An 18475-nucleotide genomic window follows, 5' to 3' on the forward strand; every position below is an offset into this window, starting at 1 on the left:
AGAAGATAGTATGGTCAGCTCAAGACGAAAGAAAATAACAGTCGCCTCGCTAGTAACAGGGGTAATGTTGGGGACGGCTGGTTTAGGTTGGTTTTGGTCACAGCATACCCAAAAGGTTGAAATGAAAGATGGAGCCATTCTGCATGCATGGTGTTGGTCTTTTGATACCATTAAAGATAATTTACCAGCTATTAAGAAAGCTGGTTATACCAGCATTCAAACGTCTCCTATTAATCAAGTTGTTGAGGGGGAAAATGGTAGTAAGGCATTAACGAATTGGTATTATCATTATCAACCGACAGATTATACAATCGGCAACTATCAGTTGGGAACGGAAGCAGACTTTAAAGCTTTGACCAAAGAGGCTGATAAGTATGGTCTTCATATTATTGTGGATGCGGTGGTTAATCATACCACTTCAGATGTAGCAGCTGTTAGTCCTAAGATAAAAGCTTTAGGGAAATGGACTCATGGAAATGAAGGCATTAAAGATTTTGGTGATCGCTATCAACTGACTCAAAAGTCCCTGTTGGGACTATATGATCTTAATACTCAAAATAAAGCTGTTCAAGAATATCTTCTTGCTTATCTCAAACGTGCAGTAGCAGATGGTGCGGATGGATTTAGGTATGATGCAGCAAAACATATCGAATTGCCCAAAGAGTATGGCAGTGATTTTTGGTCAGTTATCTTGAACAATGGCGCTCAATTCCAGTATGGGGAAATTTTACAAGGCTCTACTTCTAAAGAAGCTGACTATGCTAAGTTAATGGGAGTTACAGCATCAGATTATGGTGAATTTATTCGAAACAGTTTACGGCAGGAAGAAGCCTACGCGGAAGACCTGATGGATTTTCAGGCACCAGGAGTTCCAGAAGACCGACTCGTCACATGGGTGGAAACACATGACACCTATGCCAATGATAATGGGGAATCAACTAATTTGACAGACCAAGACATCATTTTAGGCTGGAGTTTGATTGCCTCTCGAAAAGAGGGAGCACCTCTCTTTTATTCTCGTCCGGTAGGGGGTGGTGGTCAAAATGATCGTTTCCCAGGCCAATCTGAAATTGGAGATGCAGGCAGTGACCTATTTAAAAATAAAACCATTGTGGCCATCAATCATTTTAGAAATACGATGAATGGACGTGACGAATACCTTCATAATATTGGTGACGATCAAGGGCTTGTAATGGTAGAGAGAGGTGGTAAAGGAGCTATTATTACCAATTTAGCAAGTGAGAATAAGACCTTTTCAACGTCAACAAAATTGGCTGACGGTAGTTACAAAGATGCAGTAAGCGGAAAAATTTATAAGGTATCAGGAAAAATTCTCAAAGGCAAGCTGCCTAAAAAATCAGTCTTGGTGTTGCTTCCAGCATAAGTAAAGTCGGTGCTAAATCAGGTGTTCTAATGAAGAAGCAATTGGCAAATCTGTTAAAATCTGACGTTTCTTGGCTAATGAGCAGATTTTGTTTAGAAAAGTTTTTTAGAGACTACTGATGTGATTTCACGCATAAAAAACTTTAAAAACGCTTTAAATTATGATAGAATGAACTGTATCGAAATTATTTTAAGGAGAAATGACTTAATGTCTACATCATTTGAAAACAAAGCTACAAACCGTGGCGTGATTACATTTACAATTGGTCAAGATAAAATCAAACCAGCTCTTGATCAAGCTTTTAATAAAATCAAAAAAGACTTGAATGCACCAGGTTTCCGTAAAGGACATATGCCTCGTCCAGTCTTCAACCAAAAATTTGGTGAAGAAGTTCTTTATGAAGATGCTTTGAATATTGTATTGCCAGAAGCTTATGAAGCAGCTGTGACAGAACTTGGGCTTGATGTGGTTGCACAACCAAAAATCGATGTTGTGTCAATGGAAAAAGGTCAAGAATGGACACTTACTGCTGAAGTGGTAACTAAACCTGAAGTAAAACTTGGCGACTACAAAAACCTTGCTGTAGAAGTTGAGGCATCTAAAGAAGTAACTGACGAAGAAGTAGATGCAAAAGTTGAACGTGAGCGTGCTAACCTTGCTGAACTAGTGGTCAAAGAAGATGCGGCGGCTCTTGGAGATACTGTTGTGATTGACTTTGTTGGATCAGTTGACGGTGTTGAATTTGACGGTGGAAAAGGTGATAACTTCTCGCTAGAACTTGGTTCAGGACAGTTTATCCCAGGTTTTGAAGACCAATTAGTTGGTGCTAAAGCTGGCGATGAAGTAGAAGTTAATGTTACTTTCCCAGAAGCATACCAAGCAGAAGACCTTGCTGGTAAAGATGCTAAGTTTGTGACAACTGTTCATGAAGTTAAAACAAAAGAAGTTCCTGAACTTGACGATGAACTAGCTAAAGACATCGACGAAGAAGTTGAAACACTTGCTGATTTAAAAGCAAAATACCGTAAAGAACTTGAAGCAGCTAAAGAAATTGCTTACGATGATGCGGTTGAAGGTGCTGCAATCGAATTGGCAGTTGCTAATGCTGAAATCGTTGAATTACCAGAAGAAATGGTACATGACGAAGTGCATCGTTCAATGAACGAGTTCATGGGGAATATGCAACGTCAAGGTATCTCACCTGAAATGTACTTCCAGTTGACTGGTACAAGCCAAGAAGATCTTCACAACCAATACCAAGCAGATGCTGACAAACGTGTGAAAACAAACCTTGTTATCGAAGCGATTGCTAAAGCAGAAGGTTTTGAAGCAACAGAAGAAGAAATCGAGCAAGAAATTAATGACCTTGCTACTGAATACAACATGCCAGTTGAGCAAGTACGTTCTCTTCTTTCAGCTGATATGTTGAAACACGACATCACAATGAAAAAAGCGGTTGAAGCTATTACAAGCTCAGCAATTGTTAAATAATAGTGTGAGTTAATTATCATGACAAAAACAGATAGGAATAATACTCCTGTCTGTTTTTTCTCTCGTAAACACGAAGGCCTGAAAGTGGTAATTGGTACGGTTATCTAAAATGAAAAGAGTGCCGACAGGTTATCAAATAGAGTAATAAAAGCTTTGACGAATCCCTTTTTTTAGCGTAAAATAGTAAGGAATGATAGAATAAGGAGAACTGCCTTGAAATTAGACGTATTTGCAGGACAAGAAAAAAGCGAACTTTCCATGATTGAAGTGGCGCGTGCCATTTTGGAAGAGCGTGGTCGCGATCATGAGATGTACTTTAGCGACTTAGTGAATGAGATTCAAAACTACTTAGGAAAATCTGATGCAGATATTCGTCATGCATTGCCATTTTTCTACACTGACTTAAATACGGATGGCTCATTTATTCCTCTTGGCGATAACAAATGGGGCCTTCGCTCATGGTATGCCATTGATGAAATCGATGAGGAAATCATTACCTTGGAAGATGATGAAGACGGCGCACAGAAACGTAAGAAAAAACGAGTTAATGCCTTTATGGATGGGGACGAAGACGCTATTGATTATAGTGATGATGACCCAGAAGATGAAGATTTTACAGAAGAATCAGCTGATATTGAGTACGATGAAGAAGATCCTGATGATGAAAAATCAGAAGTGGAATCTTACGACTCAGAGTTAAACGAAATTATTCCAGAAGATGATTTTGAGGAAGTTGATATCAACGAAGAAGATGAGGAAGAAGAAGAGGATGAGGACGAAGACGAGGAATAAACGTCTACTCGTCCTATAAGTAGTTGTCAAAAAAGAAATATGATTTGACAAAGTGCTTATTATAGTTTATATTATTATTCGGGCACCTCTTTAAGAGGTCAGGTAAAGCTCCCTAGTTAATAGGGGGCTATTTTTGTTTTTCAATAATGATTAAAGCTTGAATGATAGCTTATTTGAGTCTAATGAACCAGAGTTGCCCCCTAGTTTATCATTTCAAGTGATCTAATGTTTAGTTAATTAAAGTGAGTGTCCTTGACTCACTTAAGATAATGAAGGAGTGTTATGACAAAATACATTTTTGTAACTGGTGGTGTGGTATCATCAATTGGTAAAGGGATTGTAGCAGCAAGCCTTGGCCGTTTGCTTAAAAATCGTGGGTTAAAGGTAACGATTCAAAAATTTGATCCCTATATTAATATTGACCCGGGAACAATGAGTCCTTATCAACACGGAGAAGTCTACGTGACCGATGATGGCGCTGAAACCGACTTGGACTTGGGTCACTATGAACGGTTTATTGATATCAACTTGAACAAGTATTCGAATGTCACAACTGGTAAAATCTACAGCGAGGTCCTTCGTAAAGAACGTAAAGGTGAATATCTTGGTGCGACTGTTCAGGTTATTCCTCATATCACAGATGCCCTTAAAGAAAAAATCAAACGCGCAGCTTCAACAACAGATTCTGATGTGATTATTACTGAGGTTGGGGGCACCGTTGGAGATATTGAAAGTTTGCCATTCTTAGAAGCTCTTCGTCAAATGAAAGCAGATGTTGGTTCTGAAAACGTCATGTATATTCATACAACCTTGTTGCCATACCTCAAAGCTGCAGGTGAAATGAAAACTAAACCAACGCAACATTCCGTTAAAGAATTACGTGGGCTTGGGATTCAACCTAATATGTTGGTTATTCGTACCGAGGAGCCAGTTGAGCAGGGCATAAAAAATAAATTGGCTCAATTCTGTGATGTGAATCCAGAAGCTGTTATCGAGTCACGTGATGTGGAACACCTTTACCAAATTCCTTTGAATTTGCAAGCTCAATCGATGGACCAGATTGTTTGTGATCATTTAAAATTAAATGTACCAAAAGCTGATATGACCGAGTGGTCAGCTATGGTCGACAAGGTGATGAATTTAAGAAAAACAACCAAAATTGCCTTGGTTGGTAAATATGTGGAATTGCCAGATGCTTACTTGTCTGTTGTGGAAGCGTTAAAACATTCTGGTTATGCCAATGATACCGCAATTGACCTAAAATGGGTCAATGCCAACGATGTAACGGCTGATAATGCAGCTGATCTGTTAGGAGATGTTGATGGGATTATTGTACCAGGTGGTTTTGGTCAACGTGGGACAGAAGGTAAGATTCAAGCGATTCGCTATGCCCGCGAAAATGATGTGCCAATGCTTGGTATCTGTCTTGGCATGCAGTTGACCTGTGTTGAATTTGCCCGTCATGTCCTCAATATGGAAGGTGCAAACTCTTTTGAATTAGAGCCAAGTACTAAATACCCAATCATTGATATCATGCGCGATCAAATTGATATTGAAGATATGGGAGGTACGCTTCGTCTTGGATTGTACCCATGTAAATTGAAGCCGGCTTCCAAAGCAGCAGCAGCTTACAATCACCAAGAAGTAGTGCAACGTCGTCATCGTCATCGTTATGAGTTCAACAACAAATTCCGTCCAGAATTTGAAGCAGCTGGTTTTGTTTTCTCAGGGGTATCACCTGACAACCGCTTAGTTGAAATTGTAGAATTGCCAGAGAAAAAATTCTTTGTGGCAGCCCAATACCACCCAGAATTACAAAGTCGTCCAAATCGTCCAGAAGAATTATACACGGCATTTGTGACAGCAGCTGTTCAAAACAGCAAATAATGGTTAAGATGGTTTGAGGAATTCTATTCGGATGACTGCTATGGTGCTCATGGCTGTCATTGAAAGAGGTCTAATATGATGTCATTGTTGTTGCCCTTACTTGAACGGGTAGGTTTGATTATTTTGCTGGCTAATCTATTGATGATTAGCCCTTTTTATAAACGATTGATGCATGACCGTCAATCCATCAAAGTGAGATGGATTCTGATTATGACGTTCAGTGTTTTTGCAATCATTAGTAATTTTACAGGTGTTCTGATTTCCCAACAAGTTGGGGTAGATAATGGTGGACTGGTTAATCTGTCTTCCCACAATTCGATCGCTAATACGAGAACATTGACGATTGGGATGTCAGGGTTAATTGGTGGTCCTTTTGTCGGTTTTTTTGTCGGTTTGATTTCAGGAGCTGTGCGTTGGCTTCAGGGTGGTAGCGCTCCGTATACCTATTTTATTTCATCCTTATTGATTGGTGGATTATCAGGATTAGTGGGGCGTGTGAGCTTGACACATAAACGTTATCCTCAAGTATGGCAAGGAAGCCTCTGTGGTGCTTTGATGGAAGTGATTCAGATGTTTTGCATCTTGATTTTCTTACCAGATAAGGAACAAGCTTGGACCTTGATTCAAACCATTGCACTCCCTATGGTTTTTGTGAATGCATTGGGGACAGGGATTTTTCTATCTATTATTCTTGGGACCTTACGTCAAGAAGAAAGCATGAAAGCTGTTCAAACGCACGATGTCTTGGAGTTGGCCAATAAAACCTTACCTTATTTTCGGCAAGGGTTAACTGAAGCTTCGGCTCAGAAGGCAGCTTTAGAAATTAAAAAGTTTATGCGCGTGTCAGCTGTGAGTGTTACTAATCGTCACGCTATCTTGGCCCACGTGGGAGCTGGCAGTGACCATCATATTCCGACTCGAGAAATCATTACTGATTTGTCTCGAGAAGCCATTGAGACGGGACGTATTCAGGTGGTTCGTCAAAAAGCCCAAATTGGTTGCAGTCACCCTGACTGTCCTTTGGAAGCAGCTGTGGTGGTTCCCCTTTTTGTCAAGAAAGGTGTCGTAGGCAGTTTTAAACTATACTTTACCGATGCTTCTAACTTAACCTATGTGGATGAACAACTTGCTAGCGGTTTAGGGCATATTTTTTCATCGCAATTAGAATTAGGACAAATGGCCTTAGAACAAGGGTTGCTTAAGGATGCTGAAATTAAGTCCTTGCAAGCACAAGCTAATCCGCATTTTCTTTTCAATGCGATTAACACAATCTCTGCCTTGATAAGGGTGGATAGTGAAAAGGCAAGGCATCTTCTGTTACAACTGGGCCATTATTTTAGAGCTAATCTTAATAGTACACGGCAGAATGTCATTTCCGTTGACTCTGAATTAAAACACTTGGAAGCTTATCTAACTATTGAACAGGCTAGGTTTCCTAACCGCTATGAGGTCATTATTGATATTCCTGAGGCCCTCAAAAGTGCAGCTATTCCTCCTTTTATGATTCAAATATTAGTTGAAAATGCTTTGAAGCATGCTTTTACAGGGCGTAAGAAGGATAATAAGGTTTGGGTGATGGCAAGGCAAAAGGCATCAGGTTATCTCAGGCTAACGGTCAAAGATAACGGTCAAGGAATTGCACCAGAAAAATTGGCTTTGCTAGGGAAAACGGTAGTTACCTCTGAAAAAGGAACAGGATCGGCCTTGGAAAATTTGAACAAGCGTTTAATGAGCTTATACGGTAATCAGGCTATATTCGAGGTAACCTCAGATCAGTCGGGGACCAGTTTTGTGTTACAAATCCCCTTTAATCAACTAAAGGAGACAACCACATGAAAGTTGTAATTATTGATGATGAACCATTGGCTAGAATGGAACTGGCTTATCTTGTTGAAGAAACTCAAATGGTTAGTGCTATTTATCAAGGGGAGTCCATCGAAGATGCCTTTCAACTGATATTAACACATCAGCCTGACTTATTATTTTTAGATATTCATTTAACAGATGAAAGCGGGCTAGATCTAGCTAAGCGTCTAAGCCAAATTCCAAATGCTCCCTTAATTATTTTTGCAACGGCCTATGATAATCACGCCGTAGAAGCTTTTGAAGTTAATGCGATTGATTATGTTTTGAAACCTTTTGAACAAGCGCGCATCCAAAAAGCTATTGCAAAGGCGAAAATGACATTAGACAGGCAGCAAACGAACCACTCTAAAGAAGCAGAAGTGCCACAAACCAAACGCCTAACCCTTGAAGTAGATGAGCGTATATACTTATTACCCTTTTCAGATATTCTCTATTGTGAAGTCCAAGGCAAGGAAACGACGGTCTATACAAAAACAGCCCACTATACCAGTCACACAAGCTTATCAGCTATTGAGAAAGTTTTAACCACAGAATTTTTTTTGAAAGTGCATCGCAGTTATCTCATTAATACACAAGCTATAAAAGAAATTCAGCCGTGGTTTAATCAAACCTACCAAGTGACCATGATCAATGGCGGAAAGGTTCCTGTGAGTAGATCATATTTGAAAACCTTCCGCCAGCGGTTAGGACTTTGACGCTGTATTTTGAGTCGCTCTCACTGCATTTGGTACCAAATAGAAAGCGTTTTATTCCGAAAAGAGCCTAACAGGCTCTTTTTTCGCTATACTAAATGTATCAAAAGCGAGAAAGCAAGGAGATGATTCACATGACTAAAACTTATTCTATGATTTATCAAAGCGTTGTGATTGGAACAATTGTTCTCATTTCAAAGGTATTGGAGACTCTATCCCCAATAAAATTACCAGCTTCTGTTATTGGACTTGTCTTATTATTTATAGCTTTAACGACTAAAGTGATTAGTCTTAGTCAAGTGGAAAAAGTAGCAGATCTTTTGGTTGGCAATATCGGTCTCTTCTTTGTTCCTGCCGGTATTTCAGTGATTAACTCTTTAGGGATCTTGAAAGAACATTTTATTTTAAACATGCTTCTGATTTTTAGTTCAACACTCTTGTTGCTTGTTGGAACTGGTTGGATGACACAATTATTAATGGGAGCAGATGTCAAGAAACCAGCTTTGGGAAAACCAGGTCTCTTGGTCAAAGGGTCATTTCAGGATGAGCGTCATCTGGTAGCTAGTAAAGTCTTGGCTAAGTAAGAAGAAAGGAGCTAGTTATGGCAGCATTTATCGATATTTTGCGGGTTTCTCCTATTTTCGGTGTTCTTTTATCTGTAGGGACCTTCTTTATTGGCCAGATTTTGTTTAAAAAATCAAAAGGTTTCTTCCTCTTTGCACCCCTCTTTGTTGCCATGATTCTTGGGATTGCTACCTTGAGCGCAACTGGTATTAGTTTTGCCGAGTACAATAAGGGTGGCCAAATCATTAGTTTCTTTTTGGAACCTGCTACCATTTGCTTTGCTATTCCCCTCTACCGTAAACGGGAGGTTTTGAAACAATATTGGCTTCAGATTATTGGTGGAATTACGTTAGGCAGTGTTGTCGCAGTCTATGGAATTTATCTCGTATCAAGTTTATTCCATCTTGGTAGAGTAGTGGTTGCGTCGATGTTACCTCAGGCGGCAACAACAGCCATTGCTATGCCGACATCAGTTGCCATGGGGGGATCAGCAGAATTAACTTCGCTAGCTTGTATTTTAAATGGTGTGATTATTTATGCCTTGGCAAAACCGTTGATTCAATTGTTTAAGATAAAAGATCCCATTGCACGTGGTTTGGCCTTAGGAACAGCAGGCCATGCACTTGGGGTTTCGGCAGCCAAAGATTTTGGTCAAGTCGAAGAGTCGATGGGTTCCATTGCCCTAGTTGTTGTTGGCATTATTGTTACTGTGGTGGTACCCATTATGGGAAGTGTCCTTCTTTAAAAATTGTTATCTCCTACCTCTAAGTCCTTCTAAAGAATCCTCTCGTCTTTAGGAGGATTTTTGGTGATAAGAACTCGTTTTTTAAAACTTGAGCAGGAAAACGATTTATTTGTAGAGTAAAGCTTTCTTTTTTTCTGATTTTCCTGTAGAATATTTGATATGAAAACCATTCGATTATCAAAGTATTTAGGAATCCTATTCCTATTAGTAACTCTTGCTAGCGTTGGCGCTAGTTTTTATTTCTTCCATGTTGCCCAAGTACGGGATGAGAAAACATTCATTAACAATAAAAAACGCAGTACGGATAACCCGCTATACCCAGCTGAGCAAGCTTTTGATGCTTTACCACGTGAAAAGCGTTACATAACCCATCGTGGGTTTAATCAAGTAGCATGGTATTTACCGGCTGCGAAAGAAACCCAAAAGATAGCTGTCGTGGTGCATGGTTTTGCTAACAATAAGTCAAACATGAAACCTTATGCCATGCTTTTTCACGATTTGGGTTATAATGTCCTAATGCCAGACAATGAGGCTCATGGAGAAAGCCAAGGAAACTTAATCGGCTATGGCTGGAATGATCGGTTGAATGTCATGGCTTGGACAGATCAGTTGATTAAGGAAAAACCAGACAGTCAAATCACCCTTTTTGGACTTTCTATGGGAGCTGCCACAGTCATGATGGCAAGTGGGGAAAAATTACCTGAGCAGGTTACCTCTATTATTGAAGATTGTGGTTATACTAGCGTTTGGGACGAATTGAAGTTTCAGGCTAAGGCTATGTACAACTTGCCTGCCTTCCCATTACTCTATGAAGTTTCTGCCTTATCTAAGATTCGAGCGGGTTTTAGTTACGCAGAGGCAAGTTCAGTGAAACAACTGGCTAAAAATAAGCGGCCCACTTTATTTATTCATGGGGATAAAGATGATTTTGTTCCTACAAAAATGGTTTACGACAATTACAAGGCTACTAAAGGTCCTAAGGAAATCTTGATTGTTAAAGGGGCCAAACATGCCAGATCTTTTGAAACAAACCCAGTACAATACCAGAAAAAAATCGCTGCATTTTTGGAAAAAATTGATAAATAAGTATTGACAGCCATCCTCATAGTTGCTATAATAATTTATGTTGCTGATGAGTAGCGGGGATGGCGGAATTGGCAGACGCGCAGGACTAAGGATCCTGTGACCGCTTTAGGTCGTGTGGGTTCAAGTCCCACTCTCCGCATAGTAAGAGATGAATCGTTGATTCATCTCTTTTCGTTTGCTTCAAATAAAGCTGAGTAGCTAGCATTGATTTCGAGAAAAGTTTGGATAATCTGCGTTGGGAAAACGCTTTAAGCTTGTGAAAGACTAGAAATTTATGGAAAATTGTGCTAGAATGAACAATGTAAACGGGGAGTTATCCCGAAAAATAAGAGGAGGCCTTACAAATGGCAATCGTTTCAGCAGAAAAATTTGTCCAAGCAGCTCGTGAAAACGGATATGCTGTTGGTGGATTCAACACAAACAACTTAGAGTGGACTCAAGCAATCTTGCGTGCAGCAGAAGCTAAACAAGCTCCAGTTCTTATCCAAACATCAATGGGTGCAGCAAAATACATGGGTGGTTACAAAGTATGTCAATCTCTTATCGCTAACCTTGTTGAATCAATGGGTATCACTGTTCCTGTTGCTATTCACCTTGACCATGGTCACTACGAAGATGCTCTTGAGTGTATCGAAGTAGGTTACACTTCTATCATGTTTGATGGTTCACACCTTCCAGTTGAAGAAAACCTTGCTAAAACTGCAGAAGTTGTTAAAATTGCACATGCTAAAGGCGTTTCAGTTGAAGCTGAAGTTGGTACAATCGGTGGTGAAGAAGACGGAATCATCGGTAAAGGTGAGCTTGCTCCAATCGAAGATGCTAAAGCAATGGTTGAAACTGGGATTGACTTCTTGGCAGCTGGTATCGGTAATATCCACGGTCCATACCCAGAAAACTGGGAAGGTCTTGCTCTTGACCACTTAGAAAAATTAACAGCAGCTGTACCAGGTTTCCCGATCGTATTGCACGGTGGTTCTGGTATTCCTGACGATCAAATCAAAGAAGCAATCCGTCTTGGTGTTGCTAAAGTTAACGTTAACACTGAAAGCCAAATTGCTTTCTCTAACGCAACTCGTGAATTTGCTCGTAACTACGAAGCTAACGAAGCAGAATACGATGGTAAAAAATTATTTGACCCACGTAAATTCTTGGCTCCAGGTATGAAAGCTGTTCAAGGCGCTGTTGAAGAACGTATCGACGTTTTCGGATCAGCGAACAAAGCATAATTTAGAGAATTACATTTACTAAAGCCCTCTTGAGGGCTTTTTTTAGGTACACTTGACATCCTAAAACGGCTACCAGTTTCTGTGAAACAATCTTTGATGGTAACAAATAAAGCATAATTCATAGAATGAGTTAAGTGGCCTGGAAATGGTGAGGGTCTATTTTTCTAATTGTGAAAAGTACATATCATATCGTTTTCTGTGAAATCATTTGTGATTGAGAACAATCAAGAGTTGCTATCTGAATCCCTTAGCTTTAAGCTTTAACAAGTTTTTAATTAACTATTTAGAGTGACTATATTTGCCACTCTGTCATCAGTCAAGAAGAAGTTTATATAGGGGGGATTGAAATGGATCTAATAAAAGTCGTTATATGAGATGGGTACAGGTAGTTCACACTTACAATTCTGAGTTCCTTCCATCACTGGAATACAAAAAAGAAAATCAAAAATAACTTGCCAAACAAAACCCCCTATGATAAAATAGATAAGTATGTGGTGCTAGCACATCCGTAAACATATTCTACGTAGGAGGAAACAGATCAAAATGGCTAAAGTATGTTATTTTACAGGACGTAAAACCGTTTCTGGAAACAACCGTTCACACGCGATGAACCAAACAAAACGTACAGTTAAACCAAATCTTCAAAAAGTAACTATCCTTGTTGATGGTAAACCTAAAAAAGTTTGGGCTTCTGCTCGTGCGCTTAAATCTGGTAAAGTAGAACGCATCTAATAGAAATAAGCCTTAGGGCTTTTTTTCTTAGTCTCTTTTCGGAAATGGGAAGAGTTGAAAAAGGGATATCCCTTATGATTCACCCTATCTCTTTTACATTAGCTGTAGATTATGGTAAAATAATATGAACAATAACTTTTTGAGGTAGTAAATATGACTGTAAAAATCAATACAAAAGATGGTCTAATCGAACTATCCGACGACGTTATCGCAACTGTCGTGGGTGGGTCAGCAACGGAAATTTTTGGCGTTGTTGGAATGGCTAGTAAAAGTGCAATCAAGGACAATTTCCAATCGCTACTTCGCAAAGAAAACTATGCAAAAGGTGTTGTAGTGAAATCAACAGATATGGGTATTTCTGTTGATGTGTACACTGTGATGAGTTATGGTGTGAAAATCAGTGAAGTCTCTAAAAATATCCAAGAACGCGTGAAATTTAACCTTGAGAGTCAGCTTGGCCTTACTGCTGATATGGTTAATGTTTACGTTCAAAATATTAAGGTTGTAGGAGAAAATTAGTGTCAAATATTACAACAAGCTTATTCCAAGAAATGGTCCAAGCGGCAGCGACTCGTCTTGGCAAACAAGCAGAATATGTTAATTCCTTAAACGTTTTCCCTGTCCCAGATGGAGACACAGGGACAAATATGAGCATGACGATGGACAACGGTGCCAAAGAAGTGGCGGATAAACCGGCTTCAACCGTTGGTGAAGTTGGTCAAATTTTGTCAAAAGGTCTTTTAATGGGAGCGCGTGGAAACTCTGGGGTTATCACCTCACAACTCTTCCGTGGTTTTGGACAAAGTGTAAAAGGAAAAGACGAGCTCACTGGTAAAGATTTGGCACAAGCCTTTCAAATGGGAGTAGAAGTTGCTTACAAGGCAGTGATGAAGCCTGTTGAAGGGACAATCTTGACAGTATCTCGTGGAGCAGCAACTGCAGCCTTGAAAAAAGCAGACCTTACAGATGATGCAGTGGAAGTTATGCAGGCTGCTTTAGATGGTGCAAAAGGTGCCCTTGCTAAGACTCCTGATTTACTTCCTGTTCTTAAAGAAGTTGGTGTGGTTGACTCAGGTGGTCAAGGGCTGGTCTTCATCTATGAAGGGTTCCTATCTGCTTTAAATGGTGACTATGTAGCTTCAGAAGATTTTAAAGCGACTCCTGCTAACATGTCTGAAATGATTAATGCAGAGCATCACAAATCTGTTGTCGGTCATGTGGCTACTGAAGATATTACTTACGGTTATTGTACTGAAATCATGGTTGCTCTTAAACAAGGACCAACTTATGTGAAAGAATTCAACTACGATGAATTTCAAGGGTACCTTAGCGGTCTAGGAGACTCATTATTAGTAGTGAACGATGACGAGATTGTTAAAGTTCACGTTCACACTGAAGATCCAGGACTCGTGATGCAAGAAGGTCTTAAATATGGTTCGCTTATTAAGATTAAAGTGGACAATATGCGTAATCAGCATGAAGCACAGGTTCAAAAGACTGATGCTGAAGAAAGCAAGGCTGAGGCAAAAGACTTTGGCTTGATTGCAGTGGTTGCTGGAGAAGGTTTATCTGCAATTTTCAAGGCGCAAGGTGTTGATTATGTGATTTCTGGTGGTCAAACCATGAACCCATCAACAGAAGATATTGTAAAAGCTATTGAAGCAGTTAATGCCAAACAAGTCATTATTTTACCAAATAATAAAAATATCTTTATGGCTGCTCAATCTGCGGCAGAAGTGGTTGATATTCCGGCTGCTGTTGTTGAAACACGTACTGTTCCGCAAGGATTTACTAGCCTGTTAGCCTTTGACCCTTCGAAATCTTTAGAAGACAATGTAGCAGATATGTCAGCTAGTCTTTCTGATGTAGTCAGCGGTAGCGTCACTTTGGCAGTCCGTGACACTACTATTGATGGTTTAGAAATCCATGAAAATGATTTCTTGGGGATGGTTGATGGGAAAATCGTCGTTTCCAATCCAGACATGGAAGCAACTCTAAAAGCTGCCTTTGAAAAAATGATTGACGAAGATAGCGAGATTGTTACCATCTTTGTTGGTGAAGAAGGTGATCAAGACTTGGCAGAAGAACTTGCTGAGTATTTAGAAGAGACTTATGAAGATGTAGAAGTTGAGATCCATCAAGGAGATCAGCCTGTTTACCCATATCTCATGAGTGTAGAATAATAGAATACAATAAAAAAAGAGGAGTTAGGCAAAGGTCTAACCCTTTTTGTCTATATTGATGCCGGAATGAGTGGTTTTAGTGATGGTAAACCCCTGAAAAATGAGGCAATCCATCAGAAAGCTAATGGTTACGATTTAATTTGACAAAACCTAGAAAAACATTATAATTGTCTTATAACAATAAGTCAAGAACTGAAAATGGTTCAGCTCTAAGACATGATAAGGAGGAGATTTTATGTTAGGACCATTTATCTTTATTGCTTTTGGGGTTATTATAATCCTAGCTATTGTTGCCAGCACCCTTTATGTGGTTCGCCAACAATCTGTTGCCATCGTGGAACGTTTTGGTAGGTACCAAAAAACAGCCACTAGTGGTATTCATATCCGACTTCCGTTTGGGATTGACAAAATTGCTGCGCGTGTGCAGCTGCGTCTTTTACAGTCAGAAATCATCGTTGAAACCAAAACCAAGGACAATGTGTTTGTGACCTTGAATGTTGCCACTCAGTACCGTGTTAACGAGCAAAATGTAACGGATGCTTACTATAAATTAATGAAACCTGAATCTCAAATCAAGTCTTATATTGAAGATGCCTTGCGGTCATCAGTGCCAAAGTTGACCTTGGACGAATTGTTTGAGAAAAAAGATGAAATTGCCTTGGAAGTACAACATCAAGTGGCAGAAGAAATGTCAACTTATGGTTATATCATTGTCAAAACCTTGATTACCAAGGTGGAGCCTGATGCTGAAGTGAAACAGTCAATGAATGAAATCAATGCGGCTCAACGCAAACGTGTAGCTGCCCAAGAGTTGGCAAACGCAGATAAAATTAAAATTGTGACAGCAGCAGAAGCAGAAGCTGAAAAAGATCGCTTGCACGGGGTAGGGATTGCCCAACAGCGTAAGGCCATTGTGGACGGTTTGGCCGAGTCTATTCAAGAGCTTAAAGAGGCGAATATTTCCTTAAACGAAGAACAAATCATGTCCATTTTGTTGACCAACCAATACCTAGATACTCTCAATACCTTTGCAGCAAAAGGAAACCAAACCCTTTTCCTACCAAATACACCAAATGGAGTAGATGATATCCGTACACAGGTTTTATCAGCTTTAAAAACCAAATAAACAATGAACAGATTGGTTATTCCAGTCTGTTTTTTTCGAAATTAGGAAAGAAAGCATCAAAAAACGACTAAGACGGAGGGAAGTGTCTTAGTCGTTTTTTTGTCTGACTTACATTTGGAGAGATAAAAATAGAATTCTATTTTTTACCGTAACGTTTGTACTCGTGAATAATTTTCAGAGCACGTTTTCTGGTTTTAATATTGGGACTTTTCAGTCTTCTGTAAGCTGACGATAAGTCAGTTTTTTCTGCCATATTATCCTCCTAAATATAAATTATTAACGTTAACAAAAATAAGTATAGCATAAAATAGTTAACTGGTAAAGTATTTTATGACAAATTCTTTTTGAATTGAAAAAAGACCCAACTGGCATAGAAATAGTTGGATCCTTTATCTTATTTTAAGAAGCGTTGTAAAAATTCTTTGGTACGATCTTGTGTAGGATTCTTGAAAATTTGTTGAGGACTTCCTTCTTCAGCAATCAAGCCCTTATCCATGAAGATGATACGGTCAGAAACATCACGAGCAAATTCCATTTCATGGGTAACAATAATCATGGTCAACCCTGATTTTGCCAAGTCTTGCATGGTTTTAAGGACCTCACCAACCATTTCAGGATCAAGAGCTGATGTTGGTTCATCAAAGAGCATGGCTTCTGGATTGACAGATAAGGCTCTGGCAATGGCAACCCGTTGTTTTTGCCCCCCTGATAATTGTTTTGGTTTGGCTTGCCAGTATTGTTCTGTCATACCAACCGCATTGAGGTTTTCTTTAGCGATTTGTTCGGCTTCTGTGCGATCTCTTTTGAGGACGGTAGTTTGAGCAACGATAGCATTTTCCAATACATTTAGGTTTTCAAACAAGTTAAAGGATTGGAAAACCATACCTAATTTTTCGCGATAGTGGGTTAAGTTATAGTGTTCAGCAAGGACATCTTCACCGTGAAAGAGGATTTGTCCTGCGCTTGGTTCCTCTAAAAGGTTGATTGAGCGTAGTAGGGTTGATTTTCCAGAACCAGAAGAACCGATGATGGAAATGACTTCTCCCTTGTTAACAGAAAGGGAAATATCCTTGAGTACTTCATTGCTGCCGTAAGATTTTTTGAGGTTTTTAATTTCAATAATTGGGTTAGACATTTGGGACCTCCGCAATCTGCATTTGGTTTGCTCCAGTGGTGTAAGTATCGGCATCGAAACGACGTTCAATATAACGAAGGATACGTGTCACCGTGAAGGTAAGGACAAAGTAGATGATGGCGATAATCGTAAAGGTTTGGAAATATTGGTAGGTTTGTGTAGCTACGGTATTACCTGAGAAGTAAAGTTCCACAACAGAGATAACATTCAAGACTGAAGTATCTTTGATGTTGATGACAAACTCGTTACCTGTTGCTGGCAAAATGTTGCGAACAACTTGTGGCAGCACAATTTTACGCATGGTTTGTCCGTGAGTAAAGCCAAGAGCAGTTGCTGCTTCGAACTGACCTTTATCGACAGCGAAAATACCACCGCGAACAATTTCACTCATATAGGCCCCCGTATTGATAGATACGATAAAAATAGCTGCTAGGGTACGGTCGATCGAAATACCAAAGGCTTGTGCTGTTCCGTAGTAGATAACCATAGATTGAACAATCATCGGTGTGCCACGGAAGATTTCGATATAAATAGTGAGTAACCAACCAAAGAGTTTTTGTCCCAAGACAGCTACTTTATGCTTAGCTTTAGGAGCTGTACGGAAAATACCGATTAATAATCCAATAAAGAGACCTGTAATGGTTCCGACCATGGAAATCAGAAGGGTCATTCCAGTTCCACGTAAGAATTGCTTCCAGTTACCTTTAAAAATAGCCCACATTTGGCCTAGAAATGATGCTTTAGCATCTTCGGCTTTCTTTTCCATAGGTCGCTTGGTAATCATATCATCCATCAGGGCCATACGATCAGTTTGAGAAAATCCTTCAAGCACTTGGTTGACAGTTGCAATGCGGTTGTCATTCTTTTTCATTCCGACAGCGATAGCGGCATCTGATTCAGAAACAGTAAACCCTTTTTTAAGAGTAATCATTTTGAAGTGGCTATCAGCAGCTTCAGCAGTCATGGCTTCAGGTCGTTCAGAAATATAAGCATCAATGACGCCTGAAGAAAGAGCTTGACGCATTTGAGAGAAATCCCCCATTGGAGTCTGCAATTTAGCATCTTTTAGCTGTGTTAAGAGGTTGACATGCCAAACGCCTTGTTGTGCAGTCACTTTGGCATTAGCAAAATCGTCAAGGCTAGTCGCACCAGCGTACTTACCATCTGCAGCTACAACCAAAACGGGTTCGCTAGTGTAGTAGCTATTTGAGAAGGTAATTTCCTTTCGACGTTCATCAGTTGGGCTCATGCCGGCTGCTATCATATCGATTTTTCCGGAAGTTAAAGCTGGAATCAAGCCTGTCCAAGAAGTTTTAACGACTAACAGTTCTTTGTTCATAGCCTTAGCGATTTTTTTAGCGACTTGGACATCGTAACCGTTGGCATATTGGCTAGTTCCTTCAATTGGAACAGCCCCATTTGAAGCATCATCTTGAGTCCAGTTAAAGGGAGCATAGGCTGCCTCCATTCCGACTCTTAAATATTGGTCTGCTTGAGCCTGGCTTATTCCTCCAAAAAGAAGGGCCAAGGCGACCAAACAGCTAAGGATTAGCTTTTTCATATAGG

At 39.8% G+C, this 18475-nt stretch carries 17 protein-coding genes and 1 tRNA gene; 15 read left to right on the forward strand and 3 right to left on the reverse strand.

Annotated features, from left to right (window positions below):
• Positions 1-10: 10 nt before the first annotated feature.
• From FQT67_RS01675 to FQT67_RS01745, 15 genes are all read left to right on the forward strand, one after another.
• Positions 11-1384: an alpha-amylase family glycosyl hydrolase gene (locus FQT67_RS01675; protein WP_003062553.1), complete on the forward strand. Its 1374-nt coding sequence runs from the start codon at positions 11-13 to the stop codon at positions 1382-1384.
• Between the two features lie 207 nt (positions 1385-1591).
• The gene (gene tig / locus FQT67_RS01680; protein ID WP_003054863.1) at positions 1592-2875 is read left to right on the forward strand and encodes a trigger factor; all 1284 of its coding nucleotides are present in this window, start codon (positions 1592-1594) and stop codon (positions 2873-2875) included.
• A gap of 213 nt (positions 2876-3088) precedes the next feature.
• Entirely contained in the window at positions 3089-3667 is a 579-nt protein-coding gene (rpoE, locus tag FQT67_RS01685; RefSeq protein WP_003054843.1) for a DNA-directed RNA polymerase subunit delta, read from the forward strand.
• Positions 3668-3949: 282 nt separating this feature from the next.
• The gene (locus FQT67_RS01690; RefSeq protein ID WP_003054816.1) at positions 3950-5554 is read left to right on the forward strand and encodes a CTP synthase; all 1605 of its coding nucleotides are present in this window, start codon (positions 3950-3952) and stop codon (positions 5552-5554) included.
• A gap of 75 nt (positions 5555-5629) precedes the next feature.
• Positions 5630-7390: a sensor histidine kinase gene (locus FQT67_RS01695; RefSeq protein ID WP_046177404.1), complete on the forward strand. Its 1761-nt coding sequence runs from the start codon at positions 5630-5632 to the stop codon at positions 7388-7390.
• The gene (locus FQT67_RS01700; RefSeq protein WP_003054874.1) at positions 7387-8115 is read left to right on the forward strand and encodes a LytTR family transcriptional regulator DNA-binding domain-containing protein; all 729 of its coding nucleotides are present in this window, start codon (positions 7387-7389) and stop codon (positions 8113-8115) included. Before FQT67_RS01695 ends, FQT67_RS01700 begins: the two co-directional genes overlap by 4 nt.
• 131 nt (positions 8116-8246) lie before the next feature.
• Positions 8247-8696, forward strand: coding sequence for an antiholin-like murein hydrolase modulator LrgA (gene lrgA, locus FQT67_RS01705; protein ID WP_046177403.1), 450 nt, complete (start codon positions 8247-8249; stop codon positions 8694-8696).
• Positions 8697-8713: 17 nt separating this feature from the next.
• Positions 8714-9421, forward strand: coding sequence for an antiholin-like protein LrgB (gene lrgB / locus FQT67_RS01710; protein ID WP_003060147.1), 708 nt, complete (start codon positions 8714-8716; stop codon positions 9419-9421).
• A 159-nt stretch (positions 9422-9580) separates the two neighbouring features.
• Positions 9581-10507 carry an alpha/beta hydrolase gene (locus tag FQT67_RS01715; protein ID WP_065355386.1) on the forward strand — a complete coding sequence of 309 codons (927 nt, stop codon included), beginning with the start codon at positions 9581-9583 and terminating at the stop codon, positions 10505-10507.
• 53 nt (positions 10508-10560) lie between these two features.
• A tRNA-Leu gene (locus FQT67_RS01720) sits at positions 10561-10646 on the forward strand.
• Positions 10647-10851: 205 nt separating this feature from the next.
• Entirely contained in the window at positions 10852-11733 is an 882-nt protein-coding gene (locus FQT67_RS01725; protein ID WP_003046614.1) for a class II fructose-bisphosphate aldolase, read from the forward strand.
• Between the two features lie 543 nt (positions 11734-12276).
• Positions 12277-12465, forward strand: a complete 189-nt coding sequence (gene rpmB / locus FQT67_RS01730; protein ID WP_002982870.1) for a 50S ribosomal protein L28 — start codon at positions 12277-12279, stop codon at positions 12463-12465.
• A gap of 153 nt (positions 12466-12618) precedes the next feature.
• Positions 12619-12984: an Asp23/Gls24 family envelope stress response protein gene (locus FQT67_RS01735; RefSeq protein WP_003054896.1), complete on the forward strand. Its 366-nt coding sequence runs from the start codon at positions 12619-12621 to the stop codon at positions 12982-12984.
• Positions 12984-14648: a DAK2 domain-containing protein gene (locus tag FQT67_RS01740; protein WP_046177402.1), complete on the forward strand. Its 1665-nt coding sequence runs from the start codon at positions 12984-12986 to the stop codon at positions 14646-14648. Before FQT67_RS01735 ends, FQT67_RS01740 begins: the two co-directional genes overlap by 1 nt.
• 235 nt (positions 14649-14883) lie before the next feature.
• Positions 14884-15774, forward strand: coding sequence for an SPFH domain-containing protein (locus FQT67_RS01745; RefSeq protein ID WP_003054883.1), 891 nt, complete (start codon positions 14884-14886; stop codon positions 15772-15774).
• 136 nt (positions 15775-15910) lie between these two features.
• On the opposite strand, the gene FQT67_RS01750 is transcribed toward FQT67_RS01745, so the two are convergent.
• From FQT67_RS01750 to FQT67_RS01760, 3 genes are all read right to left on the reverse strand, one after another.
• Entirely contained in the window at positions 15911-16027 is a 117-nt protein-coding gene (locus FQT67_RS01750; RefSeq protein ID WP_000818733.1) for a putative metal homeostasis protein, read from the reverse strand.
• Between the two features lie 141 nt (positions 16028-16168).
• Positions 16169-16909 (reverse strand): amino acid ABC transporter ATP-binding protein, encoded by a 741-nt coding sequence (locus tag FQT67_RS01755; RefSeq protein WP_046177401.1) that lies wholly within the window; start codon positions 16907-16909, stop codon positions 16169-16171.
• Positions 16902-18470, reverse strand: a complete 1569-nt coding sequence (locus tag FQT67_RS01760; RefSeq protein WP_046177400.1) for an ABC transporter substrate-binding protein/permease — start codon at positions 18468-18470, stop codon at positions 16902-16904. Before FQT67_RS01760 ends, FQT67_RS01755 begins: the two co-directional genes overlap by 8 nt.
• Positions 18471-18475 lie beyond the last annotated feature (5 nt).

The sequence above is a fragment of the Streptococcus sp. NCTC 11567 genome, assembly GCF_902141215.1.
Taxonomy (GTDB): Bacteria; Bacillota; Bacilli; order Lactobacillales; family Streptococcaceae; genus Streptococcus; species Streptococcus dysgalactiae.